Annotated in this window: 16 protein-coding genes; 11 read left to right on the top strand and 5 right to left on the bottom strand. The window is 66.9% G+C overall.

The window, feature by feature from the left end; genetic code table 11:
• The first annotated feature begins 42 nt into the window (after positions 1 to 42).
• On the top strand, positions 43 to 822 hold the full coding sequence (locus tag ACOGJB_RS06835; protein ID WP_419840063.1) for a hypothetical protein: 780 nt from the start codon (positions 43 to 45) through the stop codon (positions 820 to 822).
• Between the two features lie 29 nt (positions 823 to 851).
• Positions 852 to 2,558, top strand: coding sequence for a SulP family inorganic anion transporter (locus ACOGJB_RS06830; protein ID WP_419840062.1), 1,707 nt, complete (start codon positions 852 to 854; stop codon positions 2,556 to 2,558).
• On the opposite strand, the gene ACOGJB_RS06825 is transcribed toward ACOGJB_RS06830, so the two are convergent.
• Positions 2,555 to 3,286, bottom strand: coding sequence for a DNA alkylation repair protein (locus tag ACOGJB_RS06825; protein ID WP_419840061.1), 732 nt, complete (start codon positions 3,284 to 3,286; stop codon positions 2,555 to 2,557). The genes ACOGJB_RS06830 and ACOGJB_RS06825 overlap by 4 nt on opposite strands.
• A gap of 234 nt (positions 3,287 to 3,520) precedes the next feature.
• Between ACOGJB_RS06825 and ACOGJB_RS06820 the strand changes: the two genes are divergently transcribed.
• The gene (locus ACOGJB_RS06820; protein ID WP_419840060.1) at positions 3,521 to 4,318 is read left to right on the top strand and encodes a rhomboid family intramembrane serine protease; all 798 of its coding nucleotides are present in this window, start codon (positions 3,521 to 3,523) and stop codon (positions 4,316 to 4,318) included.
• Between the two features lie 143 nt (positions 4,319 to 4,461).
• On the opposite strand, the gene ACOGJB_RS06815 is transcribed toward ACOGJB_RS06820, so the two are convergent.
• On the bottom strand, positions 4,462 to 5,340 hold the full coding sequence (locus ACOGJB_RS06815; protein WP_419840059.1) for an EamA family transporter: 879 nt from the start codon (positions 5,338 to 5,340) through the stop codon (positions 4,462 to 4,464).
• Positions 5,341 to 5,508: 168 nt separating this feature from the next.
• On the opposite strand from ACOGJB_RS06815, the gene ACOGJB_RS06810 reads away from it, so the two are divergent.
• From ACOGJB_RS06810 to ACOGJB_RS06785, 6 genes are all read left to right on the top strand, one after another.
• On the top strand, positions 5,509 to 6,768 hold the full coding sequence (locus tag ACOGJB_RS06810) for a branched-chain amino acid ABC transporter substrate-binding protein (protein WP_419840058.1): 1,260 nt from the start codon (positions 5,509 to 5,511) through the stop codon (positions 6,766 to 6,768).
• A gap of 23 nt (positions 6,769 to 6,791) precedes the next feature.
• Positions 6,792 to 7,901, top strand: a complete 1,110-nt coding sequence (locus ACOGJB_RS06805; RefSeq protein ID WP_419840057.1) for a branched-chain amino acid ABC transporter permease — start codon at positions 6,792 to 6,794, stop codon at positions 7,899 to 7,901.
• The gene (locus ACOGJB_RS06800) at positions 7,898 to 9,832 is read left to right on the top strand and encodes a branched-chain amino acid ABC transporter permease (protein WP_419840056.1); all 1,935 of its coding nucleotides are present in this window, start codon (positions 7,898 to 7,900) and stop codon (positions 9,830 to 9,832) included. Before ACOGJB_RS06805 ends, ACOGJB_RS06800 begins: the two co-directional genes overlap by 4 nt.
• Positions 9,829 to 10,665, top strand: a complete 837-nt coding sequence (locus tag ACOGJB_RS06795; protein WP_419840055.1) for an ABC transporter ATP-binding protein — start codon at positions 9,829 to 9,831, stop codon at positions 10,663 to 10,665. Before ACOGJB_RS06800 ends, ACOGJB_RS06795 begins: the two co-directional genes overlap by 4 nt.
• 113 nt (positions 10,666 to 10,778) lie before the next feature.
• Positions 10,779 to 11,498 (top strand): ABC transporter ATP-binding protein, encoded by a 720-nt coding sequence (locus ACOGJB_RS06790; protein ID WP_419840694.1) that lies wholly within the window; start codon positions 10,779 to 10,781, stop codon positions 11,496 to 11,498.
• Positions 11,495 to 12,346 (top strand): DUF1932 domain-containing protein, encoded by an 852-nt coding sequence (locus ACOGJB_RS06785; protein WP_419840054.1) that lies wholly within the window; start codon positions 11,495 to 11,497, stop codon positions 12,344 to 12,346. Before ACOGJB_RS06790 ends, ACOGJB_RS06785 begins: the two co-directional genes overlap by 4 nt.
• A gap of 20 nt (positions 12,347 to 12,366) precedes the next feature.
• On the opposite strand, the gene ACOGJB_RS06780 is transcribed toward ACOGJB_RS06785, so the two are convergent.
• From ACOGJB_RS06780 to ACOGJB_RS06770, 3 genes are all read right to left on the bottom strand, one after another.
• Entirely contained in the window at positions 12,367 to 13,263 is an 897-nt protein-coding gene (locus tag ACOGJB_RS06780) for an LLM class flavin-dependent oxidoreductase (protein ID WP_419840053.1), read from the bottom strand.
• 147 nt (positions 13,264 to 13,410) lie between these two features.
• A complete protein-coding gene (locus tag ACOGJB_RS06775) occupies positions 13,411 to 13,569 on the bottom strand; it encodes a hypothetical protein (protein ID WP_419840052.1) in 159 nt (52 codons plus the stop codon).
• A gap of 4 nt (positions 13,570 to 13,573) precedes the next feature.
• Positions 13,574 to 14,065 carry a hypothetical protein gene (locus ACOGJB_RS06770; RefSeq protein WP_419840051.1) on the bottom strand — a complete coding sequence of 164 codons (492 nt, stop codon included), beginning with the start codon at positions 14,063 to 14,065 and terminating at the stop codon, positions 13,574 to 13,576.
• Between the two features lie 201 nt (positions 14,066 to 14,266).
• On the opposite strand from ACOGJB_RS06770, the gene ACOGJB_RS06765 reads away from it, so the two are divergent.
• Both ACOGJB_RS06765 and ACOGJB_RS06760 read left to right on the top strand, forming a co-directional pair.
• On the top strand, positions 14,267 to 15,061 hold the full coding sequence (locus tag ACOGJB_RS06765) for an SDR family NAD(P)-dependent oxidoreductase (RefSeq protein WP_419840050.1): 795 nt from the start codon (positions 14,267 to 14,269) through the stop codon (positions 15,059 to 15,061).
• Between the two features lie 78 nt (positions 15,062 to 15,139).
• Entirely contained in the window at positions 15,140 to 15,790 is a 651-nt protein-coding gene (locus ACOGJB_RS06760) for a GGDEF domain-containing protein (RefSeq protein WP_419840049.1), read from the top strand.
• The last annotated feature ends 37 nt before the right edge of the window (positions 15,791 to 15,827 follow it).

Genomic DNA, 15,827 nt, shown 5'->3' with positions numbered 1-15,827 from the left:
GTGCATCTCTTTTCGCTTCGCTGCAGGCCATAGTCTGCCCGTATGCGACGCATCCCTGCTTTGTTCGCGATGCTTGCCCTGGTTGCTGCCGCATGCGGCGGCTCTGACGACGATCCGCCTCCCACCACCGAGGCGGCTGCGGCGACCACCACCGCGGCGACCACGGTTGCCACCACGGAAGCGCCGCCGCCCCCCACCACGGCGGCCCCGCCCCCCACCACGGCGGCCCCGCCGCCCACCACGACTGAGACGCCGCCCCCGACGACCGAGGCGCCGCCTCTCACCACCGAGGCTGCACCGGCGGCGAACGCGCTCCCCCCCGCCGTCGAGGGCACCCTGCTGGAAGGCCAGACGCCCGAGGGATTCGACACGCTCCGGTCGGAAACGAACGCTGTGCGAGCCGAGACCTGCCCCGGCACCCCGGCCTACGACGGGATCGTGCCGGTGGCGTATTCCGAGTCGACGTGGGCGGTCGATCCGCTGACGGGGCCGTTCCTCGATGTCTCCGTCGCCCGATTCGAGTCGCCCGACGTGGCGTCGGAGGCATTCAACGACTATCGCGAGGAGATCGTCGCGTGCGGTGCGTTCCCCGAGCCGTCGAGCGGCGCGGTGGGTGCCTTCACCTACGGCGAGGACCCTGAACTCGGTGACGAGTCCTTCGGCACCGACTGGGAGGCAACGCTCCAGGGGCTTCCCGTCAACCGCTACGGCGTCCTCGCACGCGTCGGCGACTCGATCTACAGCGCGGGTGCCACGTACATCTTCGTGGATCCAGACAAGGCTCTCGTGCTCGCGGCGTTGGACACCTTCCTCGGGCAGTAGTCGGACGACCGACGTGACTCGGCGGTGACATGTCGAAGCTGAAGGCGCCAAAGCTGAGTTACAACGCAGAACAGTTACGCGGCGATGTGTTCGGCGGTCTCACCGCGGCGGTGGTCATGCTGCCGCTGTCGCTGGCGTTCGGCGTGGCCTCGGGCCTCGGCGCGATTGCCGGCCTGTACGGCGCCATCGCCGTCGGGCTGCTGGCATCGATCTCGGGCGGCTCCAGAACGCAGATCTCGGGACCGACTGCACCGCTGTCGGTGGCGATGTCTGTCGTGGTCATCGACTACGCCGGCGAGGACCCGGCAAAGGCGCTCGCGATCGTCGCCTTTGCCGGAATCATCCAGATTCTGCTCGGAGCGCTGCGGCTCGGCAGCTACGTGGCCTACACGCCCTACCCGGTGGTGTCAGGCTTCACCTCGGCCGTCGGCGTCATCATCGTGGTCGTACAGTTGGTGCCCTTCCTGGGCAGCGACGTGGCGCTCGGCGGAGTGTCGGCCTCCATTCGCTCGCTTCCCGACGCCATCGCAAGCGTCGAGACCGGAGCCTTGGTGCTCGGCGTGCTGACCATCGTCGTGTGCATGTTCTGGCCCCGGCGACTGCGCCGGATGCTTCCCCCGTCAGTCGCGGCATTGCTCATCGGCACGCTGGCCAGCGTTCTGTGGTTCGACGACGTGGATGTCATCGGCCACGTTCCTTCCGGGCTGCCTGAGTTCGCGATGCCCGAGTTCGGCTGGGGAGACCTCGCAGGTGCCTTGGCGCCCGCTGTGACGCTGGCGCTGCTCGGCTCGATCAACAGTCTGTTGACGGCCATGGTCGCCGATTCGATGACGAGAGACCAGCATCAGCCGAATCGTGAGCTGATCGGGGTCGGGTTCGCCAACATCGCCGCCGCCTTCTTCGGTGCTGTGCCCGGTGCGGGCGCCACCTCAGCCACGGTCGCCAACGTGAAGGCCGGCGGACGGTCACGGGTCTCAGGCGTGCTGTGCGCGCTGGTGCTGCTCGCGCTGGTGCTCGGCCTCGGCAGCTACGCGGAACTGATCCCGCACGCGGTGCTCGCCGGCATCCTCATCAAGATCGGCTTCGACATCATCGACTGGCAGTACTTGACTCGGGTGCGCCGGGTTCAGCTCGATCAGTACGGCGTGATGGTGTTGACGCTGGGCCTGTCGATGGTGGCGGACCTCGTCGTGGCGGTCGGCGCAGGCCTCATCGCAGCGGCGATGACCGCTGCCCGGCAATTCGAGCGATTCGAGCTCGACACGGTGGTCTCGACCCCATTGCTGGACATGACGTTCCTGAACGCTCCTGACGAGAGCGACGGCGATGTTGCCGGCGGCGGCCTGCCCAGCTATGACCTCGACGGTCCCGATCCGTTCGCTGCGCGCACCGGGCTGCTGTCACTGCGCGGCACCTATACCGCCGCGTCCTCCATCAAGCTGCTCAAGTCGATTACCACCGATGTGGCCGAACATGAGGTGGTGATCTTCGATTTCACCGACACGCGCTACATGGACGACAGCGCCGCCTACATGGTGGGTCATCTGGTCGACGTCGCCGTCGAGGGGGGCGCGAACTGCATCGTGATGGGCATCGAGGCGTCGCAGGCGGCGAGCATCAGGGAGCTGAACGTCCTGCGTTCGGTTCCCGTAGAGCACTTTGTGGCCGACCTGGACGAGGCCCGGGTCGTCGCCCGTCGACTGCTTGACGAGCCTGGCGGCTGCGACGGCAGCTAGGCGCTGGCTCTCGCAGCTGCCTTGGCCGCAGCCTTTTGGGCCCGCCGCTGCGCCATCTTGCGCCGATGCGCCAGCGTGCGATCGACGTAGGGCGCGATGGCGGGTGTCTTGCAGCCCGTCTCGCCGTGGTCCACCTCAATGGGGCCGATGCGGCTGTCCACTTCGAGCACCGAACGTCGCAAGTTGTCGTCTCGCAGCGCGATCGCGATGAGCACGCCGTTCATCTCGTGACGCACCCGGTTCGGCCGTTCATCGATCTCCGATTCGATCTGGGTGAGGAGTCCTCGCAGCTCGCCGGTCGACCACACATCGGTCTGCTCTGCGGTGCAAGTCACGATGAACCAGCCCACCGAGGCAGGCCACTCACGGGGCGAGTCTCGCCATTCGTCGCTGAGCTCCCGGGCGTGCGGCGATTGTGCGAGCAGCCCGCCGAGCGCCTCGGCCAAGATGTAGTTGTGGACATCGCGCAGCCAGCGTCGTGCCCGCGTCTTCGTCATCGCAGCAGCATCGGCGATGCGCAGCGCCAGCACACGGGCATCGTGATTGCCGGAGTCCCACAGGTCGCCTGCCAGCGAGTGATCGGTCTTCAATGGCTTGGCAATGCGGCCGAGGTCCTTGTAACTCACGCCGAACATCGGCTCGGCGGCACCGTGGCGGGCGTACACCTTGCGATTCTGCGCTGTTCCGGCGCTCTGCAACTGCGCCATGAGATCCGCCAGATTCGACATCTCACTCGTCTCTCTCAGCAATCGGTTGAATCGCGCTGACGAGCAGGAAGGCGCTGTCGGCAGCACATGCCTGCGCGCTCGGGGAGTCCGAACGCTACTGCTGTCTGCGTAGACCCGCTGCCCCCGACGTGGGAGGAGCGTGGGCCTGCCGAGCATGCACGGTGCCGCGTTCGCGTGCGCGAGAGCCGAAGGCCGTGCCGGTGTGCGCCGGCGCAACTCGTAGGGTTCAGGGCCGTGCGCGGGCTTGGTGTTCGACGCGGCGGGCAGCCGGCAGCAACCATTGCGCTCGCCGCCGTCTCGGTGGCAGTTTTCTTCGGGACCCACAATCTCGCGCGGATCGTGCCGTTCGCACGATGGTCGCTGCGCGACTCCCCGTTCCAGGACTACGCCACCTACGGGCCTCTCATTTCTGAGTACTACGAGACGCGGCGACTCATCACTGGAGCATTCCTGCATACAGACTGGTGGCGGATCGTGACCGGCACGGTCCTGCACGCCGATCTGCGACACCTGCTGTTCAACATGTTGGTGCTGTACCTGCTGGGCCGTCGGCTGGAGCCTGCAGTCGGACCTGCCCTGCTGGTGGGCACCTATGTCGTTTCCCTGCTGGGCGGCTCGGCGGGCGCCCTGCTCCACAAGCCGGAAGTGCCAGTGGTGGGGGCTTCAGGCGCCGTGTACGGCCTGATGGGCGCGGCCTTCGTCGTGGAGTACCTCCGTGGCGGCAACCCGTGGCGGGACGGGCTGGGCAGCCTGATCATCATCAACGTCTTCATCTCGCTCTTCATTCCGAACATCTCCATCGGCGGGCATCTCGGCGGTCTCGTGGCTGGCGTGCTGGCCGGCTTCGCGATCGGCGATACGAGCCGGCGGCAGCACCCGCCCACGCTCGCCGAGCGGCTCTCGGGCGAGCCTGTTGACGCACGTATGCGCCGCTCGCCCTTGGTGGTCTGGGGCTTGCTGGCACTCATCGGATCGGCGTCATTCGCAGGAGCGCTGGCGGCGGCGTCTACTTGGCGCAACCCGCTGTTCTAAGAGGCAGCGCCAATAGGTGAACCCTTGCGTTGTCGCACCAGTCGTTTCCCGCTCTTGTTCCCGATTTCCATTGACTCGGCGCTCACGGGCCGCTCGGGCCACGGCATCGCCTGTCGGCTCAGCCGCTGAGACGGTCGCGCTGTTCAGGGAAAGACGTCGCCTGGCGCGGGATCGGACTCGCGGTTGATGACGATGGCGGCGATCACCGCCGCGATGCCTGTCACCTCACGCACGTTCGGAACCTGGGAAAGCCACACCAGCCCGATCAGCGTTGCCGTCACGGGCAGCAGCGCTTGCAGCAGCGCGAATCGTGCCCGTGAGAGACGCTGCATCACGAGCTGGTCGATGCCGTAGGGGATGACGTTCGACAGCACGCCCGCTGCGACGCCGCCCAACAGCAGCAGCGGTGCTCCCACCGCGGCATCGAGGCCGTCGAAACCGGCCGGGCTGATGACGACGGCGCCGATGAGCATGCCGACGCCTAGCCCGTCAACCGCCATGCCTGAGCGGGCCACCCGGTGCCCCAGGATGATGTAGCCCGCCCACAGTGCCCCCGCGATCAGCGAGAACAGCGCGCCGAGCTGTGCCTCGGGAGGCGCGAAACCGGCCAGCACCACGACTCCGGCAATTGCCAGCGCCAGCGCCCAACCTGATCTCAACGTGCGGGTGCCAAACGCTGCGACGGCAATCGGGCCGATGAACTCGATGGCAACCGAGTTGCCGAGCGGCACCCGCTCGATGGCGAGGTAGAAGAACAAGTTCATCGAGGCCAGCGAGATGCCGAACGCGGCCGTCCACGCCAGCTCGATGCGTGACCAGTGTCGCCGCCACGAGCGCCGCAGCACGACGAGCACGGCACCGGCGCCTGCGACCCGCAGCAGTGCGACGGTGCCCGGCCCCATCTCGTCGAACAACTCGAACGCCGTGGCGGCGCCGAGATACTGCGACACCGCGCCGACGGCGAACAGCGCCTCAGGCGAGATCCGGCCCAGCCCCCAACTGCGTTCGACAGATGCGCTCAATGAGTGCCTTCCGATGACTGGCGTCATCTAGGGTCTGGACGAGACGCATTCAGCTTGGCAAACCATGCTGGCACTTGTGCACGAAGCCGACGGCTGCGGCCGCAAGTGCCGGACGCGCTGGCACATTGCGCAGGGTCGACAAGCTGACTCACCGGGGAGGATTTGCGCATGAAACGAAAGCTCTTGACGCTTGTGGTGGCGCTGTTCGCGCTCTCGCTGTTTGCCGCTGCGTGCGGTGACGACCGACCTGAGGCAGGTGCACTCGGAGTGGTCGAGATTGACGAAGGCGAGGCGGTGCAGATCCGCTCGCTCAATGCGATCACCGGCGACGTCGCCTTCTTCGGCCTGCCGCTCGAACGTGCGGTCATGTTGGCCATCGAGGACTACGGCCCGATCAACGGATTTGAGGTCGACCTGGGCACCGGGCTCGATGACCTGTGCTCAAACGACGGCGGGCAGGCGGCCGCTCAGATCATCGTCTCGGACGAAGACGTGCTCGGTGTCATCGGTACCTCATGCTCGGGCGCGGCGGTCGCTGCGGCACCGCTCATCACCGACGCCGGCATGGTGCTGATCTCAGGGGGCAACACGTCGCCTGCGCTCACGTCGGACCTGGCGGGAACCGCTGGCGAGAACTACAACGTCGGCTACTACCGCACCGCTCACAACGACCTGTTCCAGGGCGCCGCGATGGCGAAGTTCGTCTTCGGCGAGCTGGGGCTGACCACGGCCGCGGCGATCCATGACGGCGACCCCTACACGCAGGGACTCGCGCAAGCCTTTGCCGACGCCTTCGAGGCCGAGGGCGGCACCATGACCGGGTTCTCAGCGGTCAACAAGGAAGACACCGACATGGTGCCCGTGCTGACCGAAATCGCTGCGGGCGGACCCGAGGCGCTGTTCTTCCCGATCTTCCAGCCGGCCGGCGACTTCATCGCCGATCAGGCACCGGGAGTCTCAGGCTTGGAGAACACGGTGCTGCTGGCCGCTGACGGCCTGCTCAACACGAACTACCTGGCGCTGTCGCAGACCGTCGGCATGTACTTCTCGGGCCCGGACACACGCTTCGGTGAGAACGTGAACCAGAGCACCGACAAGACGGCGCAAGACTTCTTGGCGGTCTACGAGGAGCGCTGGGGCGAGTCTCCGGCAGCGCCGTTCTGGGCGCACGGCTACGACGCGACGACGTTGTTGCTGGACGCGATTGCGGCGGCCTCGTTCCTCGACGGTGACACGCTCGTGGTCGACCGCCAGGGCATCCGCGACCACCTCAACAGCGTCGAGGGATACAGCGGCCTGATCGGCACGATCAACTGCGACGAATTCGGCGACTGCGGTGCGGCTCGGATCACGGTTGTGCAGAACATCGGCGGGGAGGACAACGCCGAAGCCAGCATGGACAACGTGGTGTTCTCCTTCGCTCCGTGAGCAAGGGAGGAAAGTTCTAGGCTGTGAGCGCTCGGCTGTTCCGGCCCCGCACCCGGGTCGACTGGTTCCTCACGGTCATCCGGACGGCGGTGCTGATTGTTCTCACGGTCGGCTTTGCGGCCTTCATCGCCCAGGAGATCAACCCCGACAATCCGTTCGCCCAATGGGCGAATCCCGATGCGACCGGCCTGACCGGCGCCCAGTTCCGGGGGCTGGTCGTATCGGGCATCGCCCAGGGCTCGATGTACGGGCTGATCGCGCTGGGCTACTCGATGGTCTACGGCGTGCTGGGGTTCATCAACTTCGCCCACGGCGAGGTGTTCATGGTTGGCGCCATGACCGGCATGATCACCTCGAACAAACTGGCCGACGCCGGGCTGTGGGAGTCGAACTTCATCGGCTCGCTGATGTTCATCGTGGTCGTGTCGATCATCGTGTCGTCGCTGACGGCGGTGATCATGGAGCGGGTCGCGTACCGCCCGCTGCGCGGCTCGCCGCGGCTGATCCCGCTGATCACCTCGATCGGCGTGTCGTTCTTCCTGCAGAACGCTTCCGTGGTGCTGCTGGGGCCCGCCAGCAAGTCCTACCCCGACGTGCCGGACTGGGTGAAGGCCAAGCACACGTTCCTGCAGATTGAGGGGGCGAAGATCCTGGTGGTGGTCGTGGCTGCGCTGTCGATGGCGGCGCTGTGGTATTACGTCGACCGCACCAAGACCGGCAAGGCGATGCGTGCCGTGGCCGAAGATGCCGAGATAGCGGCGCTCATGGGCATCGACGTGAACCGCACCATCGTGAAGGTGTTTGCGGTGGGCGGTGCCATGGCGGGGATGGCTGGGATTCTGTGGGGGATCCTGTTTCGCAGCGTCATCCACACGACGGGATTCCTGCCGGGCATCAAAGCGTTCAGTGCTGCGGTGGTGGGCGGCATCGGGCACCTGGGCGGTGCGATGGCGGGAGGGCTGTCGATCGGCGTGGCCGAGTCGGTCGGGCCGCTGCTGATCTTGGAGCCGCTGGGCGTGAGCGGCGTGTCGCAGCTGCGCGACGCGGTTGCGTTCTCGATGCTCATCATCGTGCTGCTGGTGAAGCCCGCCGGCCTGTTCGGCGAGCGGTTGCCTGCGGAGGACCGGGCATGAGCCTGACCGAACCGATGCCAGCCGGTGCGACGGGGCCTGGGCCAGTGCTGGCTGGCAACGATGCGCCGCCGCGCCCGCCGTTCGCCCAGGACTGGCGCCGCATAGCGCGCATGGGCGCGGTGGGTGCTCTCGGGCAGATCTTCATCGCGCTGTCCAACATGCCCGTCAAGCTCGACGGCCGGGCGATCATTGAGGGCATCCTCAGCTTGGGGTACCTGTCGCTTGTGGTCCTGCCGTTCGCTGTGGGAAGCCGCGTCGGGTATCAGGTCCGCCGCGAAGGTGTGCCGTTCCACCGACCCGGCGCGTACGAGGTCGTCGGCGGGACAGCGTGCGGCGCGGTGGTCGGCGGGGGTCTGTCGCTGCTGGCGATCCTGATCGCCAACTTCGACTTGCGCGAGCCGCTGGTCAACTGGAGCCCGATCCTGGCGGACCTGCTGGCGTTCAACCGCGGCACGGCGTTCGCGGTGCTGATCTGGCTCGTTGTGGGCGCGGCAATCGGTGCCTTCGGCGGGCTGCTGCGCGTCATACCACCCCTCGCCAAGCGGATCATGTGGACGGTGGTGCTCACGCTGTTCGGCGCTGCCGTCTTGGAATCGCTGACCACCGACCTGGCCGAGGGCATGGGCCTCGAGGGGCCGGTCGAGTGGTTCTACGCCCCTCGCGGCGGGCTGACCGTCACCGGCGCGATCGCATTGGCGATCGGGTCGGCCGTGCTCGCCGTGGTCGGACGCGGCCGCGTCAAGGGGGCAAAGGCCCGTATCGACTCGCTCGAAGGCCCGGCCCGCACCCGAGCGCATCTCGGGCTGATCCTGGCTACCGGCGCGGTGCTGGTGATCCTGCCGATGTTCGCGGGCAAGCTCACCAACGAGCTGCTGGCCAACGTGGGCCTGTTCGTGCTGCTGGCGCTGGGTCTGAACGTGGTGGTCGGGCTCGCCGGCATCTTGGACCTGGGTTACGTGGCGTTCTTCGCCGTCGGCAGCTACAGCACTGCAGTCCTCACAGCGGCTGCCTCACCGCGGATCAACCCCGAGCTGCCATGGTTCGTTGCGCTCATCGGCGTCGTGATCCTGACCGGGCTGGTCGGGCTGTTCATCGGCGCGCCGGTCATCCGCATGCGCGGCGACTATCTCGCCATTGTCACGCTCGGCTTCGGCGAGATCATCCGGCTGCTGTTCCTGTCGGACTGGCTGTCGGGCTGGTTCGGCGGCTCGCAGGGCATCACCAACATTCCCGGTGCGGAGATCTTCGGCCTCGCTGAGGTGTCGGGCACCGATCCGCGCAGTGTCTTCTATCTGGTGCTGGCGTTCTGCGCGATTGCGATCTATGTCTCGTGGCGGCTGGAGCGATCGCGTATCGGGCGGGCCTGGATGGCGGTGCGCGAGGACGAGACCGTGGCCGAGGCCATGGGCATCAACACGGTCAACGTCAAGCTGCTGGCGTTCGTGGTGGGGGCGGTGCTCGGCTCGTTCAGCGGGGCGATCTTCTCGGCGAAGGTGGGCTCGGTGTTCCCCGCCAGCTTCCTGATCCTGGTTTCGATTGTCATCCTGGTGGTGGTCATCTTCGGCGGGATGGGCAGCATCGTCGGCGTCATTGCCGGCTCGGCCGTGCTGATCGGCGTGCTGGGAGGGCCCAAACAGCCCGGCCTGCTGGCAGAGTTCTCCGAGTTCAAGCTGCTGATCTACGGGGCGCTGCTGGTGTGGATGATGCTGGCCCGACCCGAAGGGCTCATCCCGAGCGTGCGCCGCACCCGCGAGCTGCATCAGGAGGAGATGGCCCAAGACGCCTGGCTGCGAGGCCAGGCAGCCGATGATGCGTCCGGCGATGACGGTGCCGGGCACCACAACGGGTCACACGCCACCAGCGGCGCCGCCGCACGCGCCGACGGCCACAGTGGCCCCGGTGCGGACCAGGCTGGAGGTGAGCCGGCATGAGCGCTGTCACCGCGGATGGCGCTTCTGAAGCGCAGACAGCAGCCTCACGCCAGTCTCCGCTTCTTGAGACCGTCGGCCTCAGCGTGGAATTCGGAGGGTTGCATGCGCTCGACGGCTTGGACCTGGCCGTGTACCCCGGCGAGATCGTCTCGGTGATCGGGCCGAACGGCGCCGGCAAGACCACGCTGTTCAACGCCGTCACGGCCACCGTGTCGGCCTCGGCGGGCGACATCGTGTTCGAGGGCGAATCGCTGATCGGTCTCGACCCCAATCGGGTCACCTCCCGCGGCATCGCGCGCACCTTCCAGAACGTCCGCCTGTTCGCCAACATGACTGTGCTTGAGAACGTCATGGTCTCCCAGCACTGCCGGACCCGCCAGAGTGTGTTCGGGGCGCTGCTGTGCACCAAGGCGTTCCGCGACGAAGAGGCCGAGATCACCGAGCGAGGCAAAGAAGTGCTGTCGTTCTTCGGCCACCGGCTCACCGGCTACCGTTTCGACCAGCCCGCGTTCACCCTGTCTTACGCGAATCGCCGCCGGCTGGAGATCGCCCGGGCTATGGCCACACAGCCCAAGCTGATCCTGCTGGACGAGCCGGTCGCGGGCATGAACCCCACCGAGTCGGCTGAGCTGACCGGCCTGATCGGGCGGCTGCGCGACGAGTGGGGATTTGCCATCGTGGTCATCGAGCACGACATGGAGGTGGTGCGCGAGGTCTCGGACCGGGTCGTGGTGCTGGACCATGGCGTCAAGATCGCCGAGGGCGACTACGCCGATGTGTCGGTGGACCCCCACGTCATCGAGGCGTACCTGGGCCACGGGGCCGCAACATGAGCAGCGCGGCGGGCAGTGCCGAGCAGCGCGATGACTACAGCACAGCGAGCGGTGCTGAGCGCATCGACACCAGCGACACGGCGATCAGCACCGAGCAAGTGCCGCTGCTGGAGATGCGCAAGGTGAACGCGCACTACGGCGCCGTGCATGCCCTGCGCGACGTGAACCTGTCGATCTACGCCGGCGAGCTGGTATGCCTGCTGGGCGGCAACGCCAGCGGCAAGTCGACGACGCTCAAGACGCTGCTGGGAATGCTGACGCCCACCTCAGGAGAGGTGGTGCTCGACGGCGAAGTCGTCAATGGCCGGCCCACGAGCTATCTGGTCGCCCGTGGCGTCACGATGGTCCCCGAGAATCGACGGCTGTTCAAGCGGCTCACGGTGCGGGAGAACTTGCAGCTCGGCGCTTACCTCCGTAAGGACTCTGAGGCGGTTGCATCCGACTTGGAGCGAGTCTTCGAGCTGTTCCCACGTGTCAAAGAGCGTCTCGGCCAGAAGGCGGGCACGCTGTCGGGCGGCGAGCAGCAGATGGTGGCCATCGGCCGGGCGCTCATGTCGCAGCCGCGTGTCCTGCTCATGGACGAGCCCTCGATGGGTCTCGCTCCGGCGCTGGTGCAGCAGAACTTCGAGCTGATCTCTCAGATTCACGAAGCCGGCATGACGGTGTTCATGGTGGAGCAGAACGCCAACATGGCGCTGGGCATCGCGGATCGGGGCTGGGTGCTGCAGACGGGCCGGGTCGTGCTCGACGACACGGCCGAAGCACTGCTGGCCAATCCGGCCCTGCGCACGTCCTATCTGGGCGGCGGCAAGGACGACTCCGACCCGTCGTGAGCACTGGAATCCTGCACCCCGGGGCTATGGGCGCGACCGTGGCGGCTGCGTGCGGCGGCACGGTGCTGTGGGCGGGCGAAGGCCGCTCGGTCGAAACCTGGCAGCGGGCGGAAGGTGCTGAGCTCACCGATGCGGGCGACCTCAAGTCGTTGGTTGCTGAGGCCGACATCGTGATCTCGGTCTGCCCGCCGCATGGGGCCGAAGCGCTAGCGGGCTCGGTGGCTGATGCCGGATTTGTGGGCTGCTACGTCGATGCCAACGCCGTCTCGCCGGCAACCGCACGCCGCATCGCCGAACGCTTCGAGGACTTCGTCGACGGCAGCCTGATCGGCCCGCCGGTGCGGGAGCATGGAACGACCCGGCTCTACCTGTCCGGAGCTTCGGCCGACCGGGTAGCTGCACGATTCGAAGGCTCCGCGCTGGACGCCCGAGTGCTGGCCGGGGGCGAGCCGGGTGCTGCCTCGGCGCTGAAGATGGCCTACGCGTCGTGGACCAAGGGGACGAGTGCCCTGTTGATGGCGGTGGCGGCGCTGGCGGCGGCCGAGGGCGTGTCCGACGAGCTGACCGCCGAGTGGGCTTTGTCGCAGAGCGGCCTGTCGCAGCGCTTGGCGTACACATCCATTGCCGTCGCCCCCAAGGCATGGCGCTGGGTGGGCGAGATGGACGAGATAGCAGAAACGTTCGCCGCGGCAGGTCTGCCAGACGGCTTCCACCGTGCCGCGAGCGAGGTGTACGAACGTCTCGAAGCCTTCAAGAACGCCCGAAGTGCCTCCGTTGAGCAGATGCTCGAGGCACTGCTGAGTCCCGCCGCAGAGGTCGAAAACGAGTCACCCGATAACGCTGGCTGACGCCGAGCGCTTCGGCAGGGCTAGTTCTGCAGCGGGAGGACGGCGTCGGCGACGCCTTCGAGCTCGGCGAACCAGTCCTCGGGTTCGCCGACCAGGATCGGCACGAACTTGGACGCGCCTACCTCGATGAATCGCTGCAGTTGGTCGCGCAAGCCGTCCCAGCCGGTCGGGATGATCTCGCTCGGATCGATGCCGGGCGCACGACGTTCGAGGATTGCCTTGTAGCCGGCGGTCATCTCCCCGTGGGTGTAGGGGACGAGGACGCCGAAGTGCTCCGGGTCGATCCAGCGCTCGTGCTCGTCGGCGGCCTCGTTCACGATCTTCCAGCCGGCCGCTGCGATGTCGGGCGTGCAGAACGACGGCAGCCAGCCGTCGCCGAAACGGCCACAGCGGCGCAACTCCACTTCGGCGGCACCGCCCAGCCAGATGTCCATGGGCTTTTGGGCCGGCTTTGGCAGCAGCGACACCTCGTCGTAGTCGTACCAGTCGCCGTGGTGTGTGACTGGCTCGTCCTCCCAGAAGCGCTTCAGCAGCGGCAGAGCCTCGTTGAACATCTTCGCCCGCTCGCGGCGCTCGACGCCGAAGGCAGCCTGCTCATGCACATCGGCGACGCCGAGCCCGAAGGCCGGCAGCAGCCTGCCGTCGGACAGCCGGTCGAGGCTGGCGAGCTCCTTGGCCAGCACCGCGAGGTTGCGGCCGGGCAGCACCAGCACCGACATGCCGAACTTCATGCGCTTGGTGCGACCGGCGGCATAGGCCAAGCCCACAATCGGGTCGGGGCATTCGCCGCCGAGCCGCTCGCTCAGCCACAACGAGTCGAAGCCCAAGTCCTCCAAGGCGTCCACGAACGGGTCGAAGGTGGCGTGGTCGTTGGTGAAGCTGCGCGTGCCCAGCCCGAAGCCGATCCGGATCTTCATGGCCCACACGCTAGGACACCGCAGCCGCGTCGGCCCGGGTCAACCTCACGGCGTCTGGCCCCAAGGACTGCGCTGCTGTGTGGCTCGGCCGGATTGCGGCTCGACGAGACGGACCGCCCGAACCGCTCAAAGCCGCCCGGGCGATTCTCAGGTCTTCGCGTCGCGCCGGTGCTTCTCGGTCCAACGGCGCCAGAAGAACCACGACTCCGGAATGAAGCCTTGATTCTCCGTGATGCTCCTGATCCGCGGGACATCGCCGAGCAGCTCGTCGCAGTCCAATTCGATGTCGGCGTCGTCGTGCTGCATGGGCTCAAACTACCGCGACGAGGCCGCCGAGCAGAACTGCGATCCCGGAAAATGCCATGCATGCCTGAATGGCCACGAGCCCGCGGGTCCTCCTCAGCGCAGCATCGTTTCGCCGGTAGTCATCACGCGCAGCGATGACGAGCGCGAGCACAAGTTCCTCGGGGGTTCGACGCGGTTGATGAAACAGTTTCAGGAGATCATCGACATCAGGCCCCGCCTGCCATCGGTGGGCAATTCCCTCAATCGGGATCATGCTGAGGCCCAGAACGAGCGCGACGACGAACACGATGATCGCGGTGAGCACGGCGAGATCGTCCTTGAACACGGCGACCGCAATGGTGCCGGTGGTCAAGAAGACCGTCAGCGTTCCTCCCGCCAGTCGCAGCAGTGCGCGCAACTTGGCGTCTTGCTTGTCTCGCAACTCCCGTTGCTCGCGCATGATGAGTCCGAGCACCGCCGACTCCGTCGGATCTGCGTGCGAACCGGTATCTGCCACGTCAATGTGAAACTATATCAATATATATTCATTAGTTTCAGATGCATTCATATTCGACTTCGGGTGTGTGCTTGGGGAGATGGACCAGTCGCATGATGCCGAAGCGCCGGTGTGCGACCAGGCCACGGCTGCAACAGAACCGGACAACGCCGTACCCTCGGGCGCCGACAACCAGGTGCCATTGCCGATGAAGGGGCGTCGATGAACCAGCCAGCAGCGAACGGGCAGATCGACCTGACCTCGCCGTTCCGGCTCGACGGGCAGGTCTGCTTGGTGACCGGTGCATCGAGCGGCTTCGGTGTCCGGTTCGCCGAGGTATTCGCAGCGGCGGGGGCTCAAGTAGTCGTCGCTGCGCGGCGGGCGGATCGGCTCGAATCACTGGCGTCGCGTCTGCCCGATGCTGTGGCCGTCCCGTGCGACGTCGGCGACGACGATGCTTGCCGCGATCTTGTCGCCCGAACCATCGAGCACTACGGCAAGGTTGACGTGCTGGTCAACAATGCCGGCGTGAGCGACGCCATCAACCCCGGCGAGCAGGCCGACGTGGAGAGCTTCCGGCGCGTGGTCGACATCAACCTGAATGCGTGCTTCTTGCTGGCGGGGCTCGTGGCCGCCGACATCATCGGCCGGGAGGCCGCCGGCAGCATCATCAACGTGGCGTCGGTGCACGGGCACGTGGCCTCGGCGCCGAATCTGCAGCCCGCCTATGCGGCTTCGAAGGCCGGCCTGGTGAACCTGACCCGCGACCTGGCCGTGCAGTGGGCGACCCGGGGCGTGCGGGTGAACGCCCTGTGTCCCGGCTACTTCGAGACCGAGCTGACCGCACCGATGTTCGACGACGATCGCTCGATGGCGTGGATCAGCCGCAACGCCCCGATGCGGCGGCCCGGGCACACCCACGAGCTGGACGGGGCGCTGCTGTTCCTGGCCAGCGAGGCCAGCAGTTACGTGACCGGCAGCTCGCTGATGGTGGACGGGGGCTGGACAGCACGCTGAGGTGCGCGGTACAACGGTCTGGGTTCTGTCGGATGAATCGCCCTGTGAGCGGGCGTGGAAGAACCCAGGGGATAGACGATGAACGTGATCGTCGCGGCACTCGCCGCTGCCGGAATCATGTGCTTCGCGCTCGGTGCGCTGTGGGGCGCCAAGAGCGGGCGCACCACCAAGATCGACTCGCTGACCGGAGCCGTGAGCCGCAAGGACGCCTTGCGGCATCTCGATGGGCTGCTGCGCCGCCCCCGGCGGGGCGACTACGTCGTCGGCGTCGCGTTCTGCGATGTCGACGGGCTCAAGGACGTCAACGACAATCACGGTCATGCTGTCGGCGATCAGGTGCTGCAGCATGTCGCGGCGCGCCTGCGCAATGCGCTTCGACCGTCCGATGTGGTCACACGTCTCGGCGGTGACGAATTCCTCGTGATCTGCGATGGAGTGCGCACGCGCGCGGACATGGACCGCATCGCGCTCAGGCTGCGCGAAGCCGTGTCGCCGGCGATCCTGCTTGACGACGCACAGGTCGGTGCGGACCAGCACGGACTGGTCGCGGTGTATGCGAGCATCAGCATCGGGACGGCAGCCTCTGATGCCACCACGCGCGATGCCGAGCATCTCATCGCCCGCGCTGACCGAGCGATGTACCACAGCAAGCGCATCCGCGAGGAACTGCCGATCAGCGGGGGACCGCCGTCGCCCATTCGCCTGCGCGCCCGCCTCGACTCCCGCTGAGGTCGCCGAGCTGGCCGGGTTAGCCCAGGGCGGGAGT

Source organism: Candidatus Poriferisodalis sp. (assembly GCF_965208895.1).
Taxonomy (GTDB): domain Bacteria; phylum Actinomycetota; class Acidimicrobiia; order Acidimicrobiales; family Poriferisodalaceae; genus Poriferisodalis.
Note: the sequence above shows the minus strand (reverse complement) of the source record. Positions and strands in the feature narration are given on the sequence as shown.